Origin of the sequence: Nonomuraea sp. NPDC050556, assembly GCF_044457355.1 — a bacterium.
Classification (GTDB): domain Bacteria; phylum Actinomycetota; class Actinomycetes; order Streptosporangiales; family Streptosporangiaceae; genus Nonomuraea.
Window position 1 is genome coordinate 204,994 of the sequence record NZ_JBITGU010000002.1, and the last position, 22,215, is coordinate 227,208.

Genomic DNA, 22,215 nt, shown 5'->3' on the forward strand with positions numbered 1-22,215 from the left:
CGTCCAAACGAGTCAACCTGTGGTGTATATGCCCGTATGTCTGTACATTCGGAGCAAGTCTTGATCGCCACCCTGCTGTTGGCACGTCGCAAGGGGAGCACCGATGACCAAGAAGACCATCCCGTTAGTCGCACTCGCACTCGCCGTGCTCACCGCCTGCGGCGGCAATGGCGGCACCGCGGCGGGCGGCGGAAACACCCTGACCGTCTACGTGTCGGGCGATGTGAACGTTCGCGACCTCTACCAGAAGACCCTGATCCCCAGCTTCGAGAAGGCCAACGCCGACATCAAGGTGAACCTGGTCTTCTCCGAGCACGGCCAGAACGACTCGGCCATGCTCAACCGCCTCGGCGCGTCGGTGAAGACCAACTCCGACGCCCCGTTCGACGTCGTCGACTCCGGCATCGTGAAGAACGCCGCCAGGGGCCAGCTCGCCGACACCCTGGACAAGTCCAAGATCCCGAACCTGGCCGGGGTCAACGAGCAGCTCCTGGTGCCGGTCGACCATCGGGCCATGCCGTACCGGGGATCGTCGGTCGTGCTGGCCTACGACAGCACCAAGGTCGCCACGCCGCCCAAGACCATGGCCGAGCTGCTGGCCTGGATCAAGGCCAACCCCGGCAAGTTCACCTACAACTCGCCCAACACCGGCGGGTCGGGCGACGCCTTCCTGAACACGGTCCTGACCATGCACATGGACCCGGCCGCCGCCCAGAAGTCCTCCCAGGCGTACGACAAGTCGATCCAGACGCAGTGGGACAAGGGCCTGGCCGAGCTCAAGAGCCTGACCCCGATGATCTACCAGAACGTCTACCCCAACGGTAACCAGGAAGTGCTCAATCTCCTGGGCAAGGGGCAGATCGCGATGGCGCCGGTCTGGTCCGACCAGGTGCTCGCGGCCAAGCAGAGCGGCCTGATCGGGGAGAGCGTCAAGCTGGCCCAGATCACCGACCCGCCGTTCAGCGGCAGCCCGACCTACGTGGGCGTCGCGGTCAACAGCAAGCACAAGGACCAGGCGGCCAAGTTCCTCGACCACCTGCTGAAGCCCGAGACCCAGGCCGAGATCGTGCGGAAGATGTCCGGCTACCCGGCGATCGGGGCCGACAAGCTGCCCGCCGACCTCCAGGACAAGTTCAAGGGCCTCGACACCACCAACCTGAGAGCCGGGTTCGAGACGCAGACCGACGCCGACGCCAAGCAGGCGTGGCAGAAGACGGTTCCATGAGGGTTCGCGGCTTCCTCCTGGCGCTCCCCCCGATCCTGGTGATCGCCTTCTTCATCGGCCTGCCGGTGATCGCCGCGGTCGCCTACTCCTTCGGCTACGACGGAAGCATCAACTCCGTCGTGGCCTCGCTGGCCCAGAAGCAGCACCTCGGGGGCAGCCTGGGCGCCTACGAGGACGTGCTCGGCGACCCGTCGTTCCGCACCGACCTGGCGGTGACCGTCGGGATCACCGTGGTGTCGGTCGCCGTGGTGCTGGTGCTGAGCTGGGGCATCGCCCTCTACGCGCGCTTCTCCGACGGGATCGCGGCCAAGCTGGTCACGGTCCTGTCGATCGTGCCGATGTTCATCCCCGTCGTGATCGCCTCGTACGCGATCCTGACGTTCTACTCCACCGACGGCTTCACCAGGACGGTCTTCCACCTGCTCGGCTGGGAGGACTCGCCGGTCCTGGCGTACAAGCTGAGCGGCGTGGTCGTCGGGCAGGTGTGGACGCACCTGCCGTTCGGGGTGCTGCTCATCTCGTCGGGACTGGCCTCGGTGCCCGACACGCTCATCGACGCGGCCCGCGACTCGGGAGCGTCGATGGCGCGGGCCGTACGGAGCATCATGATCCCGATGGCCGCCCTGCCGACGATCATCGTGGCCACGTTCACCGGCATCGGGGTGCTGGGCAGCTTCACCGTGCCGTACCTGATCGGGCCGAACGCGCCGAACATGCTGGGCGTGACGATGACGCAGTATTACCAGTCGTTCAACCAGGCGCAGCAGGCCGTCGTGATGGCGGTCGTGGTGTTCGTGCTCGCGGCCGGGATCGGGTACTTCTACGTCCGCGCCAACGCCAGGTCGGCGCGATGAGGCGGGTCGGGTCGAGCCTGCTCGTGCTGGCGCTCATGGGGTTCGTGCTCGGGCCGCTGGTGTGGTTGTCGCTGCGCGCCTTCGCCCAGTCGTGGGAGTATCCGCGGCTGCTGCCGCAGGAGTGGACGCTGCACTGGTGGCGTACCGTGCTCGACGACGCGCAGCTCGGCGGGTCGATCAGGCTGAGCTTCGTCTTCGCGCCGGTGACCGTGCTGATCTCGTCGGTCATCTGCCTGCCGGCCGCCTACGCGTTCGCGCGCTACGACTTCCCCGGTCGCCGGATCATGCTGCTCTCGTTGTTCGCGACCAACGCCTTCCCCAAGATGGGGCTGTTCGTCACGATCGCCGGGCTGTTCTACAGCCTGAAGATCATGGGGACGTTCACCGGCGTGGTCGTCGTGCATGTGCTCGGCACGCTCGTCGTCATGACCTGGATCCCGGCCGCCGCGTTCGCCGCGGTGCCGCGGAGCTTGGAGGAGGCGGCGCGGGACGCGGGCGCCGGCCCGATCCGCACGTTCTTCAGCGTGACGTTCCCGATCGCCGCCCCCGGGATCCTGGTGGCGATGATCATGGCGTTCCTGGCCTCGTTCGACGAGGCGCAGGGCACGTTCCTGGTCGGGACGCCGACCTACATCACGATGCCGACGGAGATGTACACGCTGGTGCTCAACTATCCGGAGCAGGCGGCGGCGGTGTTCTCGATCATGTTGTCCGTACCGTCGGTCGTGCTCATGCTGCTGGTGCGCAAGCACGTCATGGGCGGCAGGCTAGCGGAGGGTTTCCAACTGAGATGAGTCTGCACATCGAGTCGGTGAGCAAGGTGCTCGGCGGCAGGACCATCGTCGACGACATGGACCTCGTGGTCGAGACCGGGCAGCTCGTCTCGCTGCTCGGCCCGTCGGGGTGCGGCAAGACGACGACGCTGCGCATGATCGGTGGCTTCCTGAAGCCGGACTCCGGGCGGCTCCTGATCGACGGCCAGGACGTCACCGGGATCTCGCCGGAGCGCAGGCCCACGGCGATGGTGTTCCAGAACTACGCGCTGTGGCCGCACATGACGGTGTTCAAGAACATCGCGTTCGGCCTGCGGTTGCGCAAGCTGCCCAAGGCGGAGATCAGGGCGAAGGTGGAGGAGGTGCTGAACACGGTCAACCTCTCGCACCACATCGACAGCTACCCCGGCCGCATCTCGGGCGGCGAGCAGCAACGTGTCGCCCTGGCCAGGGCGCTGGTGCTGGAGCCCAAGGTGCTGCTGCTCGACGAGCCGCTGTCCAACCTGGACGCGAAGCTGCGCGAGCGGGTGCGCGACGACATCAGGGAGATCCAGCAGCGCGTCGGCATCACCACGGTGCTGGTCACCCACGACCAGGACGAGGCGCTGTCGATCTCCGACCGGGTGGCGGTGATGACGGGCGGCAGGATCGACCAGTACGACCCGCCCGCCGTGGTCTACCGGGCCCCGCGCACCAAGTTCGTCGCCGACTTCGTGGGCACGATGAACCTGCTGACGGCGACCGTACACGGGGACCAGCTCGCCGTCGGCGAGGTCAAGGTGGCGTTCCACGGCGAGGCCGAGGACGGCGAGCAGGAGATCGGCGTGCGGCCCGAGGACGTGAAGGTCTCGGCGGACGCGGACGGCCCGGCGACGGTGACGCGGGTGATCCACCGCGGCCACTACACCGAGCTGGTGCTCAGCCTGGGCGAGGAGCGCCTGCGCGCGTTCGTCTCCACCGGGGCCGAGCTGGTCGAGGGTACGGCGGTGCGGGTCGAGATCGCCCGCGCCGCGGTCTGGGAGGCCTCATGAGGTGGGAGACGCTCGCCCTCGACCTGGCCGAGCAGGCCTGCGCCCGCATGCGGCAGGGTTACGCGGCCGGCGAGACCAAGAAGGACAGGGCCGACTGGGTCACCGACGCCGACCGCGAGATCGAGCAGCTCGTACGGCGCAGCGTCCAGGAGGCGTTCCCCGGCCACCGGGTGGTCGGCGAGGAGTTCGGCGCCACCGGGGACGGCGAGGTGACCTGGTACGTCGACCCCGTCGACGGCACCACCAACTTCGTGCACGGCCTCGGCTGGTCCTCGTTCAGCCTGGCGGTCGCCGACCGGCAGGGCGCCGTCGTGGGCGTGGTGGCCGACCCGTGGCGCGGCGAGGTCTTCAGCGCCGTGCGCGGCGGCGGGGCGCGGCTGGACGGCCGCGTGGTCCGCTGCTCCGACGCCGACGACCTGACCGGCGGGGTGGTGCTGACCGAGCTCAAGGGGACCGAGGTCTGGCCGGGCATGCCGGAGCTGATGGCCTCGCTGGCCGAGGCCCAGTGCGTCACCCGGATCATGGGCTCGACCGCGCTGGCGCTGGCCAGCGTCGCGGCGGCCCGGTGCGTGGCCATGGTGTCGCACGCCTACAACACCTGGGACGTGCTCGCCGGGGCGCTGATCGCCCGCGAGTCCGGCGCGGTGGTGCTCGCCAAGGACGGCACGCCGTGGACGGACGGCGACATCCCGCCCGACGGGCTGGTCGTCGGGCCAGCGGCGCTCGCCAGAGCGGTCTGGGAGATGGTGTGAGCGCCGCGATCTCCGCCCACGCGGGCCACCCCTGCACCTGGGACTCCTACGAGGCCGCCGTGAACAGCGGCGCCGAGTACGCCGAGTTCGACATCAGGCGGACCAGCGACGGCGTCTACGTCGCCCACCACGACCCGATCGGCGGGCTGTCGTACAAGGAGCTCTGTTCCAGGCTCGGGTTCGAGGCGCCGCGCATCCCTGAGCTGATGGCCTTCCTCGGCGGCAAGCTCAAGGGGCACCTGGACCTGAAGGAGACCGGTTACGAGCTGGAGATCGTCGAGATGGCGATCGACAGCTACGGGATGGACGGGTTCGTGGCGACCGGGCTGACCGACGCCGCGATCCCCGAGGTCAAGGCCGGGTTCCCCGAGACACTCACCGGGCTCTCGCTGGGCGAGGAGTTCTCGATCGAGAGGATCCTCGCCTGCGGGGCCGACTGGGTCGCGCTGCGGCACACCCTGGCCGACGCGGACGCCCTGGACGCCTGTGCGCGACACGGGATCGGCGTGATGCTGTGGACCGTCGACGATCCCGCCCTGATGGCCGGGTTCCTCGACGATCCCCGCGTCGACGTGCTGATCACGAACCTGCCGAGGGTGGCCGTGGCAACCAGGCGGGAACGGCCCGGCGGTAGTCCTCGTAGGCCTGGCCGTACCGCCTGAGAAGCACCGGCTCCTCGTAGACCTTGACGAACCCGGCCATGACCGCCCACGCGACCAGGCCCCACCACAGCAGCCCGAGCTGGCCGAACAGGAGCGCCTGGCCGAGGATCACCGCCACGACGGCCACGTACATGGGGTTGCGCACCCAGCGGTAGAGCCCGCCGACGACCAGGTTCTCGGTGGGCGCCACCGGCGCGGGCGTGCCCAGCCCCTCCATGACGAACCTGGCGAACGCCTGGACCAGCAGCACGGTCCCGGCGGCCACCACCAGCCCGCCCACCACGCGTAAGGGCAGCCACATCGGCTCGAACCGCCATCGGCTGATCCACCAGGGCACGAGCCCGGCGACCGTGCCTGGCGCGAGGGCGAAGAAGATCGACGAACCCGTCGCGGCGGCTGACCTACGCATAGCTGGCGAAGTGCCTTCTCAGGTGCGGCACGAGCTCGGCGGCGCGCTCGTCGGGGAAGAAGAGCCTGCCGCCCTCGATCTCGACGACCTCCTTGACCCCGGGGATGGTGTCGCGCAGCCACCGCGCCCACTCCAGGGGGAAGAACACGTCGTCGGTCCCCCACACCACCAGCGTCGGTACGGCGAGCACGGTCAGCCGCTCCTCGATGTCGAGCATGTCCTTGGCGTTGATGCCCGCCACCATACGCTCGAAGGCCAGCGCGCTCTCCTCCGACTTGAAGATCGGCCGCAGGTAGTGGTCGACGAGCTCCTGCGGGTTGAGGTTCTCGTAGCCGGGGCCGAAGGCGGTCTGGGCGAGCACCTCGGGCTGGTCGAGCAGGGACCTGGTGAGCGGGACGAGCTGGCCCTGCTGGGCGAGCTCCACGGTGCCGCGGAACGCCTCCGGCGGGGTGTTCTCGTGCACGTCGCAGTTGGTGAGCGTCAGGGTGCGCAGCCTGCCGGGGTACTTGACGGCGAAGAGCTGCGCGATCGCGCCGCCGCTGTCGTTGGCGACCAGGTCGACCTTGGTGTCGAGCCCTGCGCAGAACTCTTCGAGGGCGTCGGCCAGCGCCGGCAGGGACATGTCGTCCTGGGGTTCGCTGGCGCCGTGTCCAGGCAGGTCGACGGCGACGCACCTGCGCTCGCCCCGCAGCTCGGCGATGACGTTGCGCCACAGGTAGGAGCTGGTTCCCACGCCGTGGAGGAACAGGGTGACCGGGCCTTGACCTACGTCTGTCGCGTGCATGAGCTCTCCTCACGATTACAAACCGACTGTCGGTCTACATAATGACCGACCGCCAGTCGGTATGTCTAGAGTGGTCTCATGAACCTCAAGGCAGAGCGCGGCGCGGCCACCCGGGAACGGGTCCTGGCGATCGCCACCCGGCTGTTCGCGTCCCAGGGCTACGAAGGCACCTCGATCGAGGCGGTGCTGCAGGAGTCCGGGCTCAGCAGGGGGGCGCTCTACCACCACTACGCGGGCAAGGACGCGTTGTTCGAAGCGGTGCTGGAGGGCGTCGAGAGGCAGGTGGGGCGGCGCATCATGGACGCGGTAAGCGGGCTGGGCGACCCGGTGGAGGCGCTGCGGGTGGGGGCGCTGGCCTGGGTGCGGATGACCGGTGACCCGGTGATCAGGCGCATCGTCCTCATCGACGCGCCCGCGGTGCTGGGGTGGGAGCGGTGGCGGGCCATGGAGGAACGGCACGCGTTCGGCATGCTGAAGGCGGCGCTGAAGGCGGTGGACGCGTTTCCCGAGGAGCAGGTGGACATCCAGGCCCACATCCTGCTGGCGGCGATCAACGAGATCGCCCTCCTGACCGCCCGCACCGGAAGGACCACGGAGGCGGAGGCGGCGATCGAGGAATTCCTCAACCGCCTCCTCGGCGCGTGACACACCGCAGTGACGGCGGCCCGCCGTCCCCTCCCGAGTGCCATGGAAAAGGGACGGCCACCCACGTCGGCGGGTGGCCGTCCCTTGGCGTCAGCCGTACAAAAAGGGGTCTTCAGGCCGCTGTCGTGGCCATCTTCCTGAGACGGGCCAGAGCGTCGCGTTCGATCCTGCGCGCCCGGTCGCGACCGATGCCGTAACGCTCGCCGACCTCGGTCAGCGTGTGCTCCCGCCCGTCCACCAGCCCGTAACGCCACCGCAGCATGTCCCGCGTGTCGCCTTCGAGCCCGGTGAGCCACTGGTCGAGGCGCTCCTTCTCCAGGATGTCGATCGCCTGCTGCTCCGGGTCCGCCCACGTCTCGTCGGCGATCATGTCACCCAGCTCGGTCTCGTCCTCGTCCCCCACGCCGAGCTGCAACGACACCGGGTCGGAAGCCCACCTGCGCAGCTCGCGCACCCGCTCGATCGGCAGTTCCAGCACCGCCGCGAGGTCCTCGTCCGTCGGCTCCACGTCGAACTCGGCCAGCATGTCGCGCCGCACCCGCATCAGTCGCGTCATCTGCTCGCCCGCGTGCGTGGGCAGCCGCACCGGCCGCGCCTGCTCGTGGATCGCGCGCCCCACCGACTGCCTGATCCACCACGTCGCATACGTCGAGAACTTGTAGCCACGCCGGTAGTCGAACTTCTCCACCGCGCGCACCAGCCCCAGGTTCCCCTCCTGGACCAGGTCGATCAGCGGCATCCCGCGCCCCGAGTACTTGCGCGCCACCGCGACCACCAGGCGCAGGTTCGCCTGGATGAACTCGTCCTTCGCCCGCTGCCCGGACACGGCCAGCGTGCCCAGCTCCTCGTCGGCCGCGTCGCCGAACTTCGGCTCCGTGCCCCCGCGGTCCAGCAACTGCTCGGCGAACAGCCCCGCCTCGATGCGCTTGGCCAGCTCGACCTCCTCCTCGGCGGTCAAAAGCGGCACCCGGCCGATCTCAGCCAGATACGTCCCAAGCAGGTCGCGATCTCCGACCTCCTGCGTGCGATTCCCCGTAGGCCTTGCCATCCCCAGGCACCTCGTTCCCGCAGCCGTCTATACCCCGCCAACGTTCGGTCCGAGGCAAAGATTCCCTAAAGCACTACGACCGCGGGACGGTTCTGGATGTCCTCCTGAGGGATGAGAAACCCTTAGACGACCCTGAGTCCGTCGCGCCAAACCTGCTGCACCAGGGGCACTCCGGGGCGGTAGGCGAGGTGCACGTAGGAGGGAGCGTCGAGGACGACGAGGTCGGCGCGCGACCCCGCGCGCAGCACCCCGATGTCGTCGCGGCGCAGCGCCCTGGCTCCGCCGTACGTCGCGGCTCTGACGGCCTCGCGCGGCGTCATCTTCATCTCGCGCACGGCGAGCGCGACGCAGAACGGCATCGACGAGGTGAACGACGAGCCGGGGTTGCAGTCGGTCGCGATCGCGACCGTCGCGCCCGCGTCGATCAGCCTGCGCGCGTCCGGGTACGGCGAGCGGGTCGAGAACTCGGCGCCGGGCAGCAGCGTGGCCACCGTGTTCGACCCGGCCAGCGCTTCGACGTCCGCGTCTGTCAGGTGCGTGCAGTGGTCGGCCGAGGCCGCGTCCAGCTCCACCGCGATCCGCACGCCCGGCCCCTCGGTGAGCTGGTTGGCGTGCACCCGCGGCATCAGCCCCGCCTTGATCCCGGCGAGCAGGATCTCCTTGGTCTGGTCGCCGTCGAAGGCGCCGCGCTCGCAGAAGACGTCCACCCACTTGGCGTACGGCACGCACGCCTCCAGCATCTCCCCCGTCACCGTCGCCACGTAGTCGTCGGCCGGGATACCGGCCGGGACCACGTGCGCGCCGAGGAACGTCGTCTCGTCGGTGAACCCGGTGGCGATCTCCAGCGAGCGCCGCTCGTCGGCCACGCTCAGCCCGTAGCCGCCCTTGATCTCCACGGTCGTCGTGCCCTGCGCGAGCATCTCGCTGACCAGCTCCGCCGCGTGCGTGGCCAGCTCGGCGTCGCTCGCCGACCGCGTCGCCTCCACCGTCGTCCTGATCCCTCCCGCGGTGTACGGCCGGCCGGACATGCGGGCGTTGAACTCCGCCGTACGGTCACCGGCGAAGATCAGATGCGCGTGGCTGTCCACGAACCCGGGGATCACGCACCGCCCGTCGAGGTCCACCCGCTCGTCCGCGTCCGGGGCCCGGGACGACGGCCCCGTCCAGAGGACCTGGCCGTCGACGACGACCATCGCGGCGTTCTCGACCTCCTCCTGGGCGGGGTCACCGGTGTACAGCAGGCCGATGTGGTCGAAGAGGGTGGCAGTCATGGGGTTCATCCTTGCGCAAGGGAGATCGAGGATCGGAGCAGCGCGCCGACGTCGCCGAGCGCGTGCGCGCCGTCCTTGACGACGCGGCGGCCGCCGGACACGACGCTGTGCACGTCGGCGGCGGTGGCGGCGAAGACGACGGTCTCGGCGGCGCTGTGCCTGGTGGCGCCCGCCGTACGGACCGAGTCGAGCCGGACGGAGACCAGGTCGGCCCACGCGCCGGGGACCAGCAGCCCGGCGTCGGGGAAGCCGAGCGAGGCGTGGCCTGCGGCGGTCGCCGCGGTGAGCAGCTCGGCTGCGCGCCAGTGGCCGCGGCGCTCGCTGGCCAGGCGCTCGTTCAGCTCGACCGCGCGGGCCTCCTCGAACAGGTCGATCACCGCGTGGCTGTCGGAGCCGAGCGTGACGGGCGAGCCGCGGTCGAACAGAGCGCGGGCCGGGCCGATGCCGTCGGCGAGGTCGCGTTCCGTGGTGGGGCACATGCAGATGTGCGTGCGCGACTGGCCGAGCAGCTCGATGTCCACCTCGGTGAGGTGGGTGGCGTGCACCGCCGTGGAGCGCGGGCCGAGCGCGCCCCGCTCGTGCAGCACCTGGACCGGCGTGGCCGCGTACATCTCGACGCAGGCGGCGTTCTCGGCGCGCTGCTCGGAGACGTGCGCGTGCAGCGGGGCCGCGTGCCGGTGGGAGAACTCGGCGACCGTGCCCATCTGCTCGGCGGGCACGGCGCGCACCGAGTGGATGGCCGCGCCGATCTCCACGTCCGCCTGGCCCTCGTAGGCGGCTGCCAGCGCCTCGGCGCGGGCCGCCCAGCGCTCCGCGTCGCCGTCGCCGAACCTGACCTGCGCCCCGGCCAGCGCCGTACCGACGCCGCCGGTCAGGTAGCAGGTGTCGAGCAGCGCGATCCGCAGGCCCGCCTCGCGGGCGGCCTGGATGAGCGCGTGCCCCATCGCGTTGGCGTCCTCGTACGGCACGCCGCCCGGCGCGTGGTGCAGGTAGTGGAACTCGCCCACGCAGGTGACGCCCGCCATGGCCATCTCGGCGTAGGCGGCTCTGGCCAGGGCGAGGTAGGAGTCCGGGTCGAGCGTGGCGGCCACGCCGTACATCTGGTCGCGCCAGGTCCAGAAGTCGCCCTTGCCGGTCTGGGTGGCGCCGCGCAGCGCCCGGTGGAAGGCGTGGGAGTGGGCGTTGGCCAGGCCGGGCAGGGTGAGCCCTGCCAGCCTTTCCGCCCCGTCCGGCCCGCCGTGGCCGACGCCGGTGATCCGCTGCCCGTCGACCTCGATGACGACGCTTTCCGTGACGCCCTCGGGCAGCCAGGCGTACTCGCACCAATACCGCTCTACCGGCACAGCTCCTCCAGGACGTTCGCGAGGGCGACGACCCCTGCTTCGCAGTCTTCCCGCTCGGCGTGCTCCTCGGGAGAGTGCGAGATACCCGTGGGATTACGGACGAAGAGCATCGCGCTCGGCACCCCGGCGGACGCGAGGATCCCCGCGTCGTGCCCCGCCCCGGTCGGCAGGACAGGGACGTTCCGGCCCGCGGCCTTGGCAACCCTGTCGCGCAGGGCTGCGCCGAACTCCACGATCGGCGTCCATGACTCCTCGCTGACCTCGTGCCCTGCGGACAGCTCCTCGACCAGCGCCCTGACCTGTGCCTCGCCCGGCCCGCGCGCGTCCAGCCACGCGGCGACCAGGCCGGGGATGGCATTGGCGTTGTTGGGCGAGACGCGGACCTTGCCGAAGGTCGCCACCACCTGATGCTTCACGGCCGCTTCTCGCGCGTCGAGCACCTTGCGGGCGTAGGCCAGCATCGGGTCGTCGCGGTCCTCCAGCCGGGTGGTGCCCGCGTGGTTGGCCTGGCCGCGGAAGTCGAACCGCCACCGCCCGTGCGGCCAGATCGCGCTGGCGACCCCCACGGCAGCACCCTCGTGCACGAGCCCCTGCCCCTGCTCGACGTGCAGCTCCACGAACGTCGCCACCTGGGCGAGCGTCTCGTCGTCGCGCCCGAGGTCGTGCGGCTCGCGCCCGGCCTTGGTCAGGACGTCGGCCAGCGTCTCGCCCTCGTCGTCGGTGAGGGCCAGCGCCCGGTCCGGGTGCAGGACGCCGGTGGCCAGGCGCGAGCCCATGCAGGGGACGCCGAACCTGGCGCCCTCCTCGTCGGTGAAGCACGCGATGCCGAGGGGCCTCCTCGGCAACAGACCCCGATTTTTCAGGATGTCGAACGCCTGGAAGGCGGACACGACGCCCAGCGGGCCGTCGAACGCGCCGCCCTGCCGTACGGAGTCGAGGTGGCTGCCGGTGACCACGCCCGGTTCGCTCGACGGGTCGCCCCACCAGGCCCACATGTTGCCGTTACGGTCCTCGCGCAGGTCCAGCCCGCGCCTGGCGGCCTCGCCGCGGAACCACTCGCGCAACTCCATGTCGGCGACCGACCACGCGTCCCTGACATAACCGTTGGTGGCAGGATCCCGACCGATGTGCGCAAGTTCCTCAATCATCCCCACACCTTATTGAATAACTTCATTCATCCGAGAAGCGAGCCCACCCGGGCGCGGTCGTCGGCCGTGACGGGAACCTGCATCGTGAGGATGAGATCGGGGTGCTCCAGCGGGCGGAGCTGGAACAGCTCCAGCGCGATCATCCCGGCCTCCGGGTGGTCGATCGGGATCGTCGTCGGCACGAACCCGCGCACCGGATAGTCCGCGTACCACTCGCGGAACTCCTCGCTGGCCGCGCTCAGCGCCTCGACCAGCTCGCCGAAGCGCGGGTCGTCGGCCCGCTCCCCCGCGGCGGCGCAGAACTGGCCGAGCACCGAGCGGGCGGCCTGTTCCCAGCGCGGCATCCGCGCTTTGACCTCGTCGTGCGTGAACAACATCCAGAGCAGGTTGCGCCGGTTCTCCGCGGCCGACGCCGGGTCATGCCTGATGCGGGCGTAGGCGGTGTTCCATGCCAGGTAGTCGAAATGCACGTCGTAGACGGCGGCCGGGGCGGGCGAGGCGGAGTCGACCAGCCGCTGCAGCCTGGGCATCGCCTCGGGCGTCGGCGGTTCAGGCGCGATCGGCGGCAGGTCGGCCAGCACGCGCAGGTGCCGGTACTGGTCGGGGGTGAGCAGCATCCCCTTAGCCAGCGCGTCGATCACCCGCGCCGAGGCCGGGATGTCCCTGCCCTGCTCAAGCCACGTGTACCAGGTCAGGCCCACCCCGGAGACGTGCGCCACCTCCTCACGCCGCAACCCCGGCGTACGGCGCGGGCCGGGCGGCGGGGTGAGTCCCACGTCCTCCGGCTTCAGCCGGGACCGCTGGGCCTTCAGGAAGGCGGCTAACTCACCGCGGCGGGAGGACATATGTGCGCGTGACCCCCGGGTGGTAATGGTGATACCAGGACCAAAGTAGATCTGGCTGGATGATAACGGACACGGGATCATCGGCGACATGGATGCGTGGTCTCCGCTGCGCCACCGCGTGTTCAGGACGTTGTGGCTGGGCGGGCTCATTTCGAATGTCGGCACCTTCATGCAGGTGGCAGCGGCCGCCTGGGTGATGACGAGTCTCACCAGCGAACCCTCGATGGTCGCCCTGCTGCAGACGGCGGTGGCGCTGCCCACCTTCGCGCTCGCCCTGTTCGCCGGGGCGCTGGCCGACGTCCTGGACCGGCGGCGGCTGCTGATGACCACCCAGGCGCTCGGCGCCCTGGTCGCCAGCGCGCTCGGCGTCGCCACGCTGACCGGGGTGGTCACGCCCACGCGGCTGCTGGCCTTCACCGCCGCGATCGGCGTGGTGGCCGCGCTCAGCCAGCCCGCGTGGATCTCGATCACGCCCGAGGTCGTGCCGCGTCCCGAGCTCGCACCGGCCTCGGCGCTGGGGTCGCTGTCGATCAACCTCTCCCAGGCGATCGGGCCCGCGCTCGGCGGACTCATCATCGTGGCGGCCGACCCGGGCTGGGTGTTCCTGCTCAACGCGGCCAGCTTCGTGGCGGTGATCGTCGCCGTGCGGTCGTGGCGGCCCGCGGAGCGGGGCGGCGGGCTGCCGCCGGAACACCTCTTCGGGGCCATGCGGACCGGGCTGCGGTACGTGCGCAACTCGCCCTCGCTGCTCGTCCTCTACGCGAGGCTCGCGCTGTTCGCGTTCTGCAGCAGCTGCCTGCCCGCGCTGCTGCCGCTGGTGGCCAGGGGGCGGCTGGGGCTCGGCGCGGCGGCGTTCGGTCTGCTGTTCGGGGCGCTGGGACTGGGCGCGGTGCTCATGGCGGCCGCGCTGCCCAGGCTCAGGGCGCGCCTCGGGCCAGACGCCGTGGCCGCGGTGGGGGCGCTGGGGTACGTGGTGGCGTTCGTCGCCATCGCGCTGGCCACGCATCCGGCGGTCGTCCTGCTCGCGCTGGTGGTGGCGGGGGCCGGGCTGATCTCCGTACTGACCACGATCACCGCGACCGTGCAGGCCGTCCTGCCCAACTGGGTGCGCGGGCGCGGGCTGTCGGTCTTCTGGCTGGTCATGCAGGGGTCGATGGCCGGTGGCGCGTTCACCTGGGGCGCCGTCGCCGGGGCGTGGAGCGTCCAGACGGCGCTGCTCGCCGCTGCCGGAGTCACGCTGCTGATCGCGCTGGCCGCCGCCCCGATGCGGCTGGCCGGGCGGGCCGAGGTCGACATCCGGCCGGACACCTACCCGACGCCGCTGGAGCCGATGCTCACCTTCGACCGCTCGTCCGGGCCGGTGCTGATCACCGTCGAGTGGCGGGTCAAGCCGGAGGACGTGCCGCGGCTGGCCGCCGTGATGCGCGACATCGAGCGGGAACGGCGGCGCAACGGCGCGATGACGTGGCGTCTGTACGAAGACGTCGACGATCCAGGGCGGGTGGTCGAGGCCTACACCTGCGCCACCTGGGCCGAGCACGAACACCAGCACCAGCGCGTCACCGCCGACGACAGGAAGGCCGAAGGCCAGGCGGTCGCGCTGCTCACCGAACCACGGCCGGTCGTCACGCATCTGATGGCGGTCAGGAATCTGCGAGAAAGCGAGCAGTCATGACGGATGGACTGATCATCCCGCCGGGTGCGGGCAGGCAGCTCCAGGCGGGCGGGATGACGCTGAAGGTCGGCGAGGGGGTGTCGACGGTGTGGTCGTTCTTCGAGGTCGTCGTGGCGCCCGGGTTCGACGTGGGGGCGCACCGGCACGGGGAGGCCGAGGAGCTGTTCTACGTGCTGGAGGGCGAGCTCGACCTGCTCGCCTTCGAACCCACGGTCCGTACGGCGGGCGACTGGCAGGCGTGGCAGTCGGCGTCGGGCGAGAAGGTGGTGCGCGGCGGGCCGGGGAGCACGATGTTCGTGCCGGCGGGCTGCCCGCACGCCTTCTCCAACCCGGGCTCGACCCCTGCCCGCATGCTCTTCCAGGTGTCCCCACCCGGCCACGAGAATTACCTGGAGGAGGTGGGCGAGTTGCTCTCCCGCGGCGGCGCGCCGGACCCCGAGGCACTCACCGCCCTCCGCCTACGCCACGACATGGAGCCCCTGACCCCGATGAGGATCCTTCCCCCTACGCTCTGAAGCCTCGGGGGCGGAGGGTGAGGTCGGTGAGGTGCGCGTCGGGTCCCGCGTTGATCGCGGCGAGCACGGCGCGCGCCACCGTCTCCGCCTCCAGGTACTTCTCGCTCTCGAAGGCCCCGCCCTCCTGGTCGCGGACGCCTCGTTGCATGTCGGTCGCGATCCGCCCCGGGTAGACCGTCGTCACCCGGAGCGCGGGTTCCTCCTGGCGCAACGCGTCGGCGAAGGCGCGCAACGCGAACTTGCTGGCCGCATAGGACCCCCATGACGGGTTAGCCTGCAACCCCGCCCCCGAGTTCACGCACACGACATGCCCCCGCGCCGCACGCAGCGCGGGCAGCAGCCGGCGGGTCAGCTCGACGGCAGCGACCACGTTGACCTCGAAGGTGTCGCGCCACACCGCGGCAGGCGTCTCGGCGACCGTTCCCAACGTCACCACCCCCGCGCTGTGGACGAGCACGTCCAGCCGCTCAAGCGCGGGCGCCTCGAAACCCCCGGTCAGCTCGGCGGCCCACACCTCGGCCGACGGCAGCGACGCGGCCACCTCCTCAAGGGCCGCCGCGTCACGCCCGCCCAGGACCACGTGATAGGTCAGCGCGAGCGCCCGCGCCGTGGCCGCGCCGACGCCCCGAGAAGCCCCCGTGACCAGCGCGATCGGTCGTTCAGTCATGAACCAACACTATCCAGGCTTGACGCGTACTCAAATTTGCATACAAACTTGAGTACATGTCCTCGACACGCGTGCTGATCCTCGGCACCCTCCTCGACGGCCCGCTCCACGGCTACCAGGTACGCCGCCAGCTGGAGCTCATGGGCGCCGACTTCTGGGCGAACGTCGCCTACGGCTCGATCTACCACGGCCTGTCGAAGATGGCCGACGAGGGCCTGCTCGACATCGTCGAGAGCGGCAAAGCGGGCAAGACGGTCTACCAGCTCACCGAGGACGGGCGGTTCGAGTTCTACCGCCTGCTCATGACCTACTGGTACGAGATGAAGCCCATCGTCGACCCCTTCCAGGTCGCGATGACGTTCATGGACCGGCTGGATAAACCTTCGCTTCTCGGCGCGCTGCGTGGCAGGATCGACCAGCTCAAGATGTCGATAGCCATGACAGAACGGGCGCTCGGCGGCAAGCAGCGTTACGGCGCGCCCCGGCACATCGACGAGAACCTCAAGCTCAACATCGGCATGCTCCAGGCCCAGCTGTCCTGGTGCGAAGAGGCGTTGACGAAGGTCGAGGACGACGAACTCCCCTAACGCAAGGAGAGCCCCCCAATGATCATCTCTGCGCAGGACCTGCGCAAGACATTCATCACCAAGGGAAGGAAGAAGCAGACCGTCGAGGCCGTCAGGGGCGTCGACCTGGAGGTGGAGAAGGGCGAGATCTTCGGCGTCCTCGGCCCCAACGGCGCCGGCAAGACCACCACGATCCGGATGCTCGCCACGCTGATCACCCCTGACTCCGGCTCCGCCACCATCGCGGGGCACGACCTGTTGAAGGATCCCGCCGGCGTCCGGCGCAACCTGGGGTACGTCAGCCAGGAGGGCGGCGTGGACGAGCAGGTCACGCCGCGCACGCAGATCCTGCTGGCGGCGCGGCTGAACAGCGTTCTCGACCCGGCCGGCCGTACGCAGAAGATCCTGGACGAGATGGAGATCGCCGACCTGGCGGACCGGCCCGGCCGTACGCTCTCGGGCGGCCAGAAGCGGCGCGTGGCCATCGCGCTCGGGCTGGTGCACAGCCCGCCGCTGATCTTCCTGGACGAGCCCACCACCGGGCTCGACCCGCAGAACCGCGCCAACCTGTGGGAGCGCATCAAGGGCCTGCGCGACCAGGGCACCAGCGTGCTGCTGACCACGCACTACCTGGAGGAGGCCGACGTCCTCTGCGACCGGCTGGCCATCGTCGACCACGGGCTCGTGGTCGCGCAGGGCACCCCGGCCGAGCTCAAGCGCGAGGTCTCCGGCGACGTGGTCACCCTGCGCACGTCCGCGCCGGTCCAGGCCGAGGAGGCGCTGCGCCCACTGTCCAAGGACGTGCGGGTGGACGGCGACGTGCTGCGCGTCTACGTCGACGACGGCGAGCACGCGCTGCCCGGCCTGCTCAACGCGCTCGAAGGCATCGGGCTGACCTCCATCTCGCTGGAGCGCGCCACGCTCGACGACGTCTTCCTCGCCCACACCGGCCGTTCGCTGCGAGACACCGGAGCAGACGCATGATCCGCGACACGATGTTGTTCCTCGGATACGAGACCAAGAAGGCCTTCCGCAACCCGATCTGGCCGCTGTTCGGCATCATGCAGCCGGTGCTCTACCTGCTGATGTTCGCGCCGCTGCAGAAGTCGCTGTTCCCCGGCGGCACGACGGAGGAGGCGCTGCGCTCCTTCACCCCCGCGGCGATGATGATGATCGCCCTGTTCGGCTCGATGTTCACCGGTTTCGGGACGATCGCCGACCTGCGTTCCGGCGTGCTGGAGCGGCTGGCGGTCGGCCCGGTCTGGCGGCCGTCGATCGTGCTGGGCAGGGTGCTGAAGGACGTGCTGGTGCTGGTCGCGCAGGCGGTCGCGGTCATGGTCGTGGCCACCCTGATGGGGCTCAGCATCGGCATCGGCGCGCTGCTCCTGATGCTCGTGCTCATGGCGGCGACCGGACTGTTCGCCTCCAGCCTGTCGCAGGCGCTGGCACTGTCGCTGCGTGACGAGAACGCCATCTCGCAGACGATCAACCTGTTCCTGCTGCCCGTCATGCTGCTGTCCGGGATGCTCATCCCGATCGCGTTCGCGCCGGACTGGATGAAGGCGATCGCGCCGGTCAACCCGCTCTACCACGCGGTCGAGGCGGGCCGGGCGCTGTTCGCCGGCGACCTGTCGAACTCGGCGATCCCGGTGGCGTTCGCGGTGTTCGTCGTGCTGGCCGTACTGACCGTGACCTGGTCCATGCGGTCGATGCGCAAGCTAGCCGGGTAGGAACGTCCCGGTCTCGTCGGTCATCCGCTCGTACTCCTCCAGCCTGGCCTGGGTGCGCAGCGGAGCGGCGTCGGCCATGGCCTCCACCAAGGCCATGGCCAGCGCCAGCGGCGCGGCGTGCGAGTCGAAGACCAGCCGGTCACCGACGGGCGCGTCCAGCGTCACCTCAGCGGGCAGGCCCGGCCGGTCGGTGATCACCGCCGTCCGCAGCCCCAGCTTGTCGGCATATTCCAGGGCCTGTACGGCTTCCGCCGGATAGCGCGGCAGCACCACGGCCAGCACCCACTCAGCGCCCGCCCTGCGCGCCGCGTGCAACCCGTCGACCAGCTCCGACCCGCCGTGGGTCAGCAGCCGGACGTCGGGATGGATCCGCCTGGCGTAGTAGGCGAACGTCGTGGCCAGCCCGCACGAGACCCGCAGCCCCAACACGGGCAGCGGCTCGGTGGCCGCAAGCGCCTCGCCCAGCTCCTTCAGCGGGAGCGCGGCGAGGCGGTCGCGGACCACGGTGAGATTGCGGATCTCGCTGTCGATCGCCCCTTCGATCACGTTGGCCTGCGCCGGGCCGCCCAGGACGAGCGGCCGCAGCGCCTGCCGCAGCTCCGGATAGCCGGTGAAGCCCAGCACCATGGCGAAGCGGGTCACCGAGGGCTGGCTGACGCCGGCCCGTTCGGCCAGCTCCACGCTGGACAGGAAGATCGCCTCGGACAGGTGCTCCGACAGGTAGTGCGCGATCCGCCGCTGGACCGGGGAGAGCCTGCGCCCTTCGAGCAGTCCGTCGATCACACTCTCTCCAACACCGGGGATCGCTCAGGATTCCCGCATGGGGATACGAACTCCGCGCTCGTCCGCCACGGCGACCGCCTCGTCGTATCCGGCGTCCACGTGGCGCATGACGCCGGTGCCCGGGTCGTTGGTGAGCACCCGGTTGACCTTCTCCCTGGCCAGCGCGGTGCCGTCGGCGACGGTGACCTGGCCGGAGTGGATCGAGCGGCCGATGCCGACGCCGCCGCCGTGGTGGATCGACACCCAGGCGGCGCCGGAGGCGGTGTTGAGCATGGCGTTGAGCAGCGGCCAGTCGGCGATGGCGTCCGACCCGTCGGCCATGGCCTCCGTCTCGCGGTACGGCGAGGCGACGCTGCCGCTGTCGAGGTGGTCGCGCCCGATGACGATCGGCGCCTCGAGCTCACCCGAGGCGACCATGTCGTTGAAGCGCTCGCCGGCGAGGTTGCGCTCGCCGTACCCGAGCCAGCAGATCCGCGCGGGCAGTCCCTGGAAGTGCACCTTCTCCTGCGCGGCCCTGATCCAGCGGTGCAGCGGCTCGTTGTCGGGGAACAGCTCCAGGACCGCCTTGTCGGTCTTGTGGATGTCCTCCGGGCTGCCGGACAGCGCCGCCCAGCGGAACGGGCCCTTGCCCTCGCAGAACAGCGGCCTGATGTAGGCGGGCACGAAGCCGGGGAAGTCGAAGGCGCGGTCGTAACCGGCCAGCTGCGCCTCGCCGCGGATGGAGTTGCCGTAGTCGAAGACCTCGGCGCCCGCGTCCTTGAAGCCGACCATGGCCTCGACGTGCTTGGCCATCGACGTCCTCGCGCTTTCGGTGAACCCGCCCGGGTCCTTGTCGCGCTGGGCGCCCATGTCCTCGAAGGCGACGCCGATCGGCAGGTACATCAGCGGGTCGTGCGCCGAGGTCTGGTCGGTGACGATGTCGATCTCCGCGCCCTGTGCCAGCAGCTCGGGCAGGGCTTCAGCGGCGTTGGCGACCACGCCGATGGACAGCGGCCTGCGCGCGTCGCGGGCCTCGTAGGCCATGCGGAGCGCCTCTTCGAGGCTGTTGGCCTTGACGTCGAGGTAGCGGTGCTCGATGCGCCGGTCGATGCTGCGCGGGTCGCAGTCGATGCAGATCGCGACGCCGCCGTTCATGGTGACGGCCAGCGGCTGGGCGCCGCCCATGCCGCCCAGCCCGGCGGTCAGCGTGATCGTCCCGGCCAGGGTGCCGCCGAACTTCTTGGCAGCGACGGCCGCGAAGGTCTCGTAGGTGCCCTGGAGGATGCCCTGGGTGCCGATGTAGATCCACGAGCCGGCGGTCATCTGGCCGTACATGGTCAGGCCCGCTGCCTCCAGGCGGCGGAACTCCTCCCAGTTCGCCCAGTCGGGCACCAGGTTGGAGTTGGCGATGAGGACGCGGGGCGCCCACTCGTGCGTACGGAACACGCCCACCGGGCGGCCGGACTGCACGAGGAGCGTCTCGTCGTTGTCGAGCGTGGTGAGGGTCCTGGTGATCGCGTCGAAGGAGCGCCAGTCACGGGCCGCCTTGCCGGAGCCGCCGTAGACGACGAGCTGCTCGGGGTGCTCGGCCACCTCGGGATCCAGGTTGTTCTGGATCATGCGGAGCGCGGCTTCCTGTGACCAGCCCTTCGCGGTGAGCGTGCTTCCACGCGGCGCGCGCACGATCCTGCTCATACGAACCCTCCTGAATGAACCTATTCAGCGATATCTCTCGAAGAGTACAACGCTCTCAGGTGGTCAGGAACTGGGTGGCCGCCAGCTCGCGGTAGAGGTCGTCGGCGCCGACGAGTTCGGCATGGGTGCCGACCGCGCGCACGCCGCCCGCCTCCATCACCACGATCCGGTCGGCGTTGGTCACCGTGGACAGCCGGTGCGCGATCACCAGCACGGTCGTCTCCTGCGCCGCCTCGGCGATCACCTCGCGCAGCCGCAGCTCGTTGACCGCGTCGAGCTGCGAGGTCGCCTCGTCGAGCAGCAGCAGCCGGGGCTTGCGCAGCAGCGCCCTGGCGATCGCCACCCGCTGGCGCTCCCCGCCGGACAGCAGCACCCCGCGGTGACCGACCGCCGTCTCCAGCCCTTCAGGCAGGCGCGCGACCAGATCGTCCAGCCTGGTACGGCGCAGCGCCTGGTGCATCTCCTCCTCCGTGGCGTGCGGGGCGGCGAACAGCAGGTTCTCCCTGAGCGTTCCCGCCAGCACCGGGGCGTCCTGCTCGACGTAGCCGAGCGCGGCGCGAAGCTCGCCCAGCGGCCAGTCGCGGATGTCGCGGCCGCCGACCGTGATGGCGCCGTCCTGGTGCTCGTAGAACCGCTCCAGCAGGGCGAACACCGTCGACTTGCCCGCGCCGGACGGGCCGACGAGCGCGGTGAGCCCGCCGGGCGGCACCTCGAAGCTGACCCCGTCGTGCACGATCGGCCGGTCGTCTCCGTAGCGGAACACGACGTCCTCGAACCGCACTCCGACCGGCGCCTCGGCCATCGGCGCCGCCACGGCGATCGGCTCGGCGGGCAGTTCCTCGATCTCCTTGATGCGCTTGAGCGCCGCCAGGCCGTTCTGCAGCTGGACCGCGCCCTCGACCAGCTGGCCGATCGGGGCCACCAGGTAGAACAGGTAGAGCAGGAAGGCGATCAGCCCCGAGATGGCCAGCGAGCCTGAGGCGACGCGGGCGCCGCCGACGGCCAGCACGCACAGGAAGGCGATCTGGACCGCCATCCAGGTGGCGACCCCGGCCAGCGACGTCCACCCGGCCACCTGCAGGCCGCGGTCGCGGGCGCGCTCCGCCGCCTCGCCGACCACCCGCACCTCGCGCTCCTCGGCGCCGCTCGCCTTGACCGTGCGGTAGGACTGCAGCGCCCGGTCGAGCACCGAACCCATCTCGCCGACCGCGGTCTGCGCCTGGAGCTGCGCGCGCTGGATCTTCGGCATGATCGAGGCGACCAGGCCGCCGATCACGACCACCACGAGCAGGGTGACCAGCAGGAGCACGCCGTCCATGAACGCCATCATGACGATCGCGCCGACCAGCATGAAGATCGCGCCGATCGAGTTGACGATGCCGTTGGTCAGCACCGAGCGCAGCAGCGTGGTGTCGCCGGTCACGCGGGAGAGCAGGTCGCCGGGCTTGAGCCGGTCGACGTCGGCGACCTTGAGCCTGAGCAGGCGGCCGACCAGTTGCCTGCGGGCGCCCAGGACGATGTTCTCGCCCGTGCGCTCCATGAGATAGGTGCCGCCCGCCGAGACCACGGCGCCGACCAGCACCGCGACGGTGAGGCCGATCAGCGGGCCGGCCAGGGACCGGTTCTCGCCGAACGCGTCGACGACGTATTTCGCCAGCAGGGGCATCGCGAGCCCGGCCGCCGAGCCGATCAGGCCCAGCAGGCCGCCGAGCGCCAGAACCCCCCGATGCGGCCTCACGTAGGTGAGTAAGGCGCGGAACGGCGCCCTCTCACCCCTGTCGAGGCCTCTTCTTTGCTCAGGCTCCACTGTGGTGT

The 22,215-nt window shown here is 70.3% G+C and carries 23 protein-coding genes; 12 read left to right on the forward strand and 11 right to left on the reverse strand.

Going from position 1 to position 22,215, the window contains the following annotated elements:
• Positions 1–103: 103 nt before the first annotated feature.
• Genes ACIBG8_RS19040 through ACIBG8_RS19065 form a run of 6 tightly spaced genes read left to right on the forward strand, consistent with a single transcriptional unit; the run spans position 104 to position 5,297 of the window.
• On the forward strand, positions 104–1,225 hold the full coding sequence (locus ACIBG8_RS19040) for an extracellular solute-binding protein (protein WP_397344147.1): 1,122 nt from the start codon (positions 104–106) through the stop codon (positions 1,223–1,225).
• Positions 1,222–2,079, forward strand: coding sequence for an ABC transporter permease (locus tag ACIBG8_RS19045; protein WP_397344148.1), 858 nt, complete (start codon positions 1,222–1,224; stop codon positions 2,077–2,079). Before ACIBG8_RS19040 ends, ACIBG8_RS19045 begins: the two co-directional genes overlap by 4 nt.
• On the forward strand, positions 2,076–2,873 hold the full coding sequence (locus ACIBG8_RS19050; protein WP_397344149.1) for an ABC transporter permease: 798 nt from the start codon (positions 2,076–2,078) through the stop codon (positions 2,871–2,873). Before ACIBG8_RS19045 ends, ACIBG8_RS19050 begins: the two co-directional genes overlap by 4 nt.
• Positions 2,870–3,883 carry an ABC transporter ATP-binding protein gene (locus ACIBG8_RS19055; RefSeq protein WP_397344150.1) on the forward strand — a complete coding sequence of 338 codons (1,014 nt, stop codon included), beginning with the start codon at positions 2,870–2,872 and terminating at the stop codon, positions 3,881–3,883. The genes ACIBG8_RS19050 and ACIBG8_RS19055 overlap by 4 nt, the downstream gene beginning before the upstream one ends.
• On the forward strand, positions 3,880–4,635 hold the full coding sequence (locus ACIBG8_RS19060; protein WP_397344151.1) for an inositol monophosphatase family protein: 756 nt from the start codon (positions 3,880–3,882) through the stop codon (positions 4,633–4,635). The genes ACIBG8_RS19055 and ACIBG8_RS19060 overlap by 4 nt, the downstream gene beginning before the upstream one ends.
• Entirely contained in the window at positions 4,632–5,297 is a 666-nt protein-coding gene (locus ACIBG8_RS19065; RefSeq protein ID WP_397344152.1) for a glycerophosphodiester phosphodiesterase, read from the forward strand. Before ACIBG8_RS19060 ends, ACIBG8_RS19065 begins: the two co-directional genes overlap by 4 nt.
• Here ACIBG8_RS19065 and ACIBG8_RS19070 read toward each other — a convergent pair.
• Both ACIBG8_RS19070 and ACIBG8_RS19075 read right to left on the reverse strand, forming a co-directional pair.
• Positions 5,215–5,706: a methyltransferase family protein gene (locus tag ACIBG8_RS19070; protein WP_397344153.1), complete on the reverse strand. Its 492-nt coding sequence runs from the start codon at positions 5,704–5,706 to the stop codon at positions 5,215–5,217. The genes ACIBG8_RS19065 and ACIBG8_RS19070 overlap by 83 nt on opposite strands.
• Positions 5,699–6,490 carry an alpha/beta fold hydrolase gene (locus tag ACIBG8_RS19075; RefSeq protein WP_397344155.1) on the reverse strand — a complete coding sequence of 264 codons (792 nt, stop codon included), beginning with the start codon at positions 6,488–6,490 and terminating at the stop codon, positions 5,699–5,701. Before ACIBG8_RS19075 ends, ACIBG8_RS19070 begins: the two co-directional genes overlap by 8 nt.
• Positions 6,491–6,568: 78 nt before the next feature.
• Between ACIBG8_RS19075 and ACIBG8_RS19080 the strand changes: the two genes are divergently transcribed.
• On the forward strand, positions 6,569–7,135 hold the full coding sequence (locus ACIBG8_RS19080) for a TetR/AcrR family transcriptional regulator (RefSeq protein WP_397344156.1): 567 nt from the start codon (positions 6,569–6,571) through the stop codon (positions 7,133–7,135).
• A gap of 112 nt (positions 7,136–7,247) precedes the next feature.
• Here the strand turns inward: ACIBG8_RS19080 and ACIBG8_RS19085 are convergent, their stop codons facing one another.
• The 5 genes from ACIBG8_RS19085 to ACIBG8_RS19105 form a co-directional block, all read right to left on the reverse strand.
• Positions 7,248–8,183: an RNA polymerase sigma factor RpoD/SigA gene (locus ACIBG8_RS19085; RefSeq protein ID WP_397344157.1), complete on the reverse strand. Its 936-nt coding sequence runs from the start codon at positions 8,181–8,183 to the stop codon at positions 7,248–7,250.
• Between the two features lie 122 nt (positions 8,184–8,305).
• The gene (gene hutI, locus ACIBG8_RS19090; RefSeq protein ID WP_397344158.1) at positions 8,306–9,454 is read right to left on the reverse strand and encodes an imidazolonepropionase; all 1,149 of its coding nucleotides are present in this window, start codon (positions 9,452–9,454) and stop codon (positions 8,306–8,308) included.
• A 5-nt stretch (positions 9,455–9,459) separates the two neighbouring features.
• Entirely contained in the window at positions 9,460–10,797 is a 1,338-nt protein-coding gene (locus ACIBG8_RS19095) for a formimidoylglutamate deiminase (RefSeq protein WP_397344159.1), read from the reverse strand.
• On the reverse strand, positions 10,788–11,945 hold the full coding sequence (locus tag ACIBG8_RS19100) for an allantoate amidohydrolase (RefSeq protein ID WP_397344160.1): 1,158 nt from the start codon (positions 11,943–11,945) through the stop codon (positions 10,788–10,790). The genes ACIBG8_RS19095 and ACIBG8_RS19100 overlap by 10 nt, the downstream gene beginning before the upstream one ends.
• Positions 11,946–11,971: 26 nt before the next feature.
• Positions 11,972–12,790: a helix-turn-helix transcriptional regulator gene (locus ACIBG8_RS19105; protein WP_397344161.1), complete on the reverse strand. Its 819-nt coding sequence runs from the start codon at positions 12,788–12,790 to the stop codon at positions 11,972–11,974.
• Between the two features lie 88 nt (positions 12,791–12,878).
• Here ACIBG8_RS19105 and ACIBG8_RS19110 point away from each other — a divergent pair, with 88 nt between their 5' ends.
• Entirely contained in the window at positions 12,879–14,465 is a 1,587-nt protein-coding gene (locus tag ACIBG8_RS19110) for an MFS transporter (protein ID WP_397344162.1), read from the forward strand.
• Complete coding sequence (locus ACIBG8_RS19115; protein ID WP_397344163.1) at positions 14,462–14,980, forward strand: cupin domain-containing protein; 519 nt, start codon at positions 14,462–14,464, stop codon at positions 14,978–14,980. The genes ACIBG8_RS19110 and ACIBG8_RS19115 overlap by 4 nt, the downstream gene beginning before the upstream one ends.
• Here ACIBG8_RS19115 and ACIBG8_RS19120 read toward each other — a convergent pair.
• Complete coding sequence (locus tag ACIBG8_RS19120) at positions 14,970–15,647, reverse strand: SDR family oxidoreductase (RefSeq protein ID WP_397344164.1); 678 nt, start codon at positions 15,645–15,647, stop codon at positions 14,970–14,972. The two genes, ACIBG8_RS19115 and ACIBG8_RS19120, sit on opposite strands and share 11 nt — an antisense overlap.
• 56 nt (positions 15,648–15,703) lie before the next feature.
• Between ACIBG8_RS19120 and ACIBG8_RS19125 the strand changes: the two genes are divergently transcribed.
• The 3 genes from ACIBG8_RS19125 to ACIBG8_RS19135 are packed head-to-tail and all read left to right on the forward strand — an operon-like array spanning position 15,704 to position 17,943.
• Positions 15,704–16,234 carry a PadR family transcriptional regulator gene (locus ACIBG8_RS19125; protein WP_397344165.1) on the forward strand — a complete coding sequence of 177 codons (531 nt, stop codon included), beginning with the start codon at positions 15,704–15,706 and terminating at the stop codon, positions 16,232–16,234.
• An 18-nt stretch (positions 16,235–16,252) separates the two neighbouring features.
• Positions 16,253–17,197 carry an ATP-binding cassette domain-containing protein gene (locus ACIBG8_RS19130; RefSeq protein WP_397344166.1) on the forward strand — a complete coding sequence of 315 codons (945 nt, stop codon included), beginning with the start codon at positions 16,253–16,255 and terminating at the stop codon, positions 17,195–17,197.
• The gene (locus ACIBG8_RS19135; RefSeq protein WP_397344167.1) at positions 17,194–17,943 is read left to right on the forward strand and encodes an ABC transporter permease; all 750 of its coding nucleotides are present in this window, start codon (positions 17,194–17,196) and stop codon (positions 17,941–17,943) included. Before ACIBG8_RS19130 ends, ACIBG8_RS19135 begins: the two co-directional genes overlap by 4 nt.
• Here ACIBG8_RS19135 and ACIBG8_RS19140 read toward each other — a convergent pair.
• Genes ACIBG8_RS19140 through ACIBG8_RS19150 form a run of 3 tightly spaced genes read right to left on the reverse strand, consistent with a single transcriptional unit; the run spans position 17,932 to position 22,138 of the window.
• Positions 17,932–18,726, reverse strand: coding sequence for a MurR/RpiR family transcriptional regulator (locus ACIBG8_RS19140; protein ID WP_397344168.1), 795 nt, complete (start codon positions 18,724–18,726; stop codon positions 17,932–17,934). The two genes, ACIBG8_RS19135 and ACIBG8_RS19140, sit on opposite strands and share 12 nt — an antisense overlap.
• Before the next feature lie 24 nt (positions 18,727–18,750).
• Positions 18,751–20,400 (reverse strand): urocanate hydratase, encoded by a 1,650-nt coding sequence (gene hutU / locus ACIBG8_RS19145; RefSeq protein ID WP_397344169.1) that lies wholly within the window; start codon positions 20,398–20,400, stop codon positions 18,751–18,753.
• A 55-nt stretch (positions 20,401–20,455) separates the two neighbouring features.
• On the reverse strand, positions 20,456–22,138 hold the full coding sequence (locus ACIBG8_RS19150) for an ABC transporter ATP-binding protein (protein WP_397344170.1): 1,683 nt from the start codon (positions 22,136–22,138) through the stop codon (positions 20,456–20,458).
• Positions 22,139–22,215: the final 77 nt, after the last annotated feature.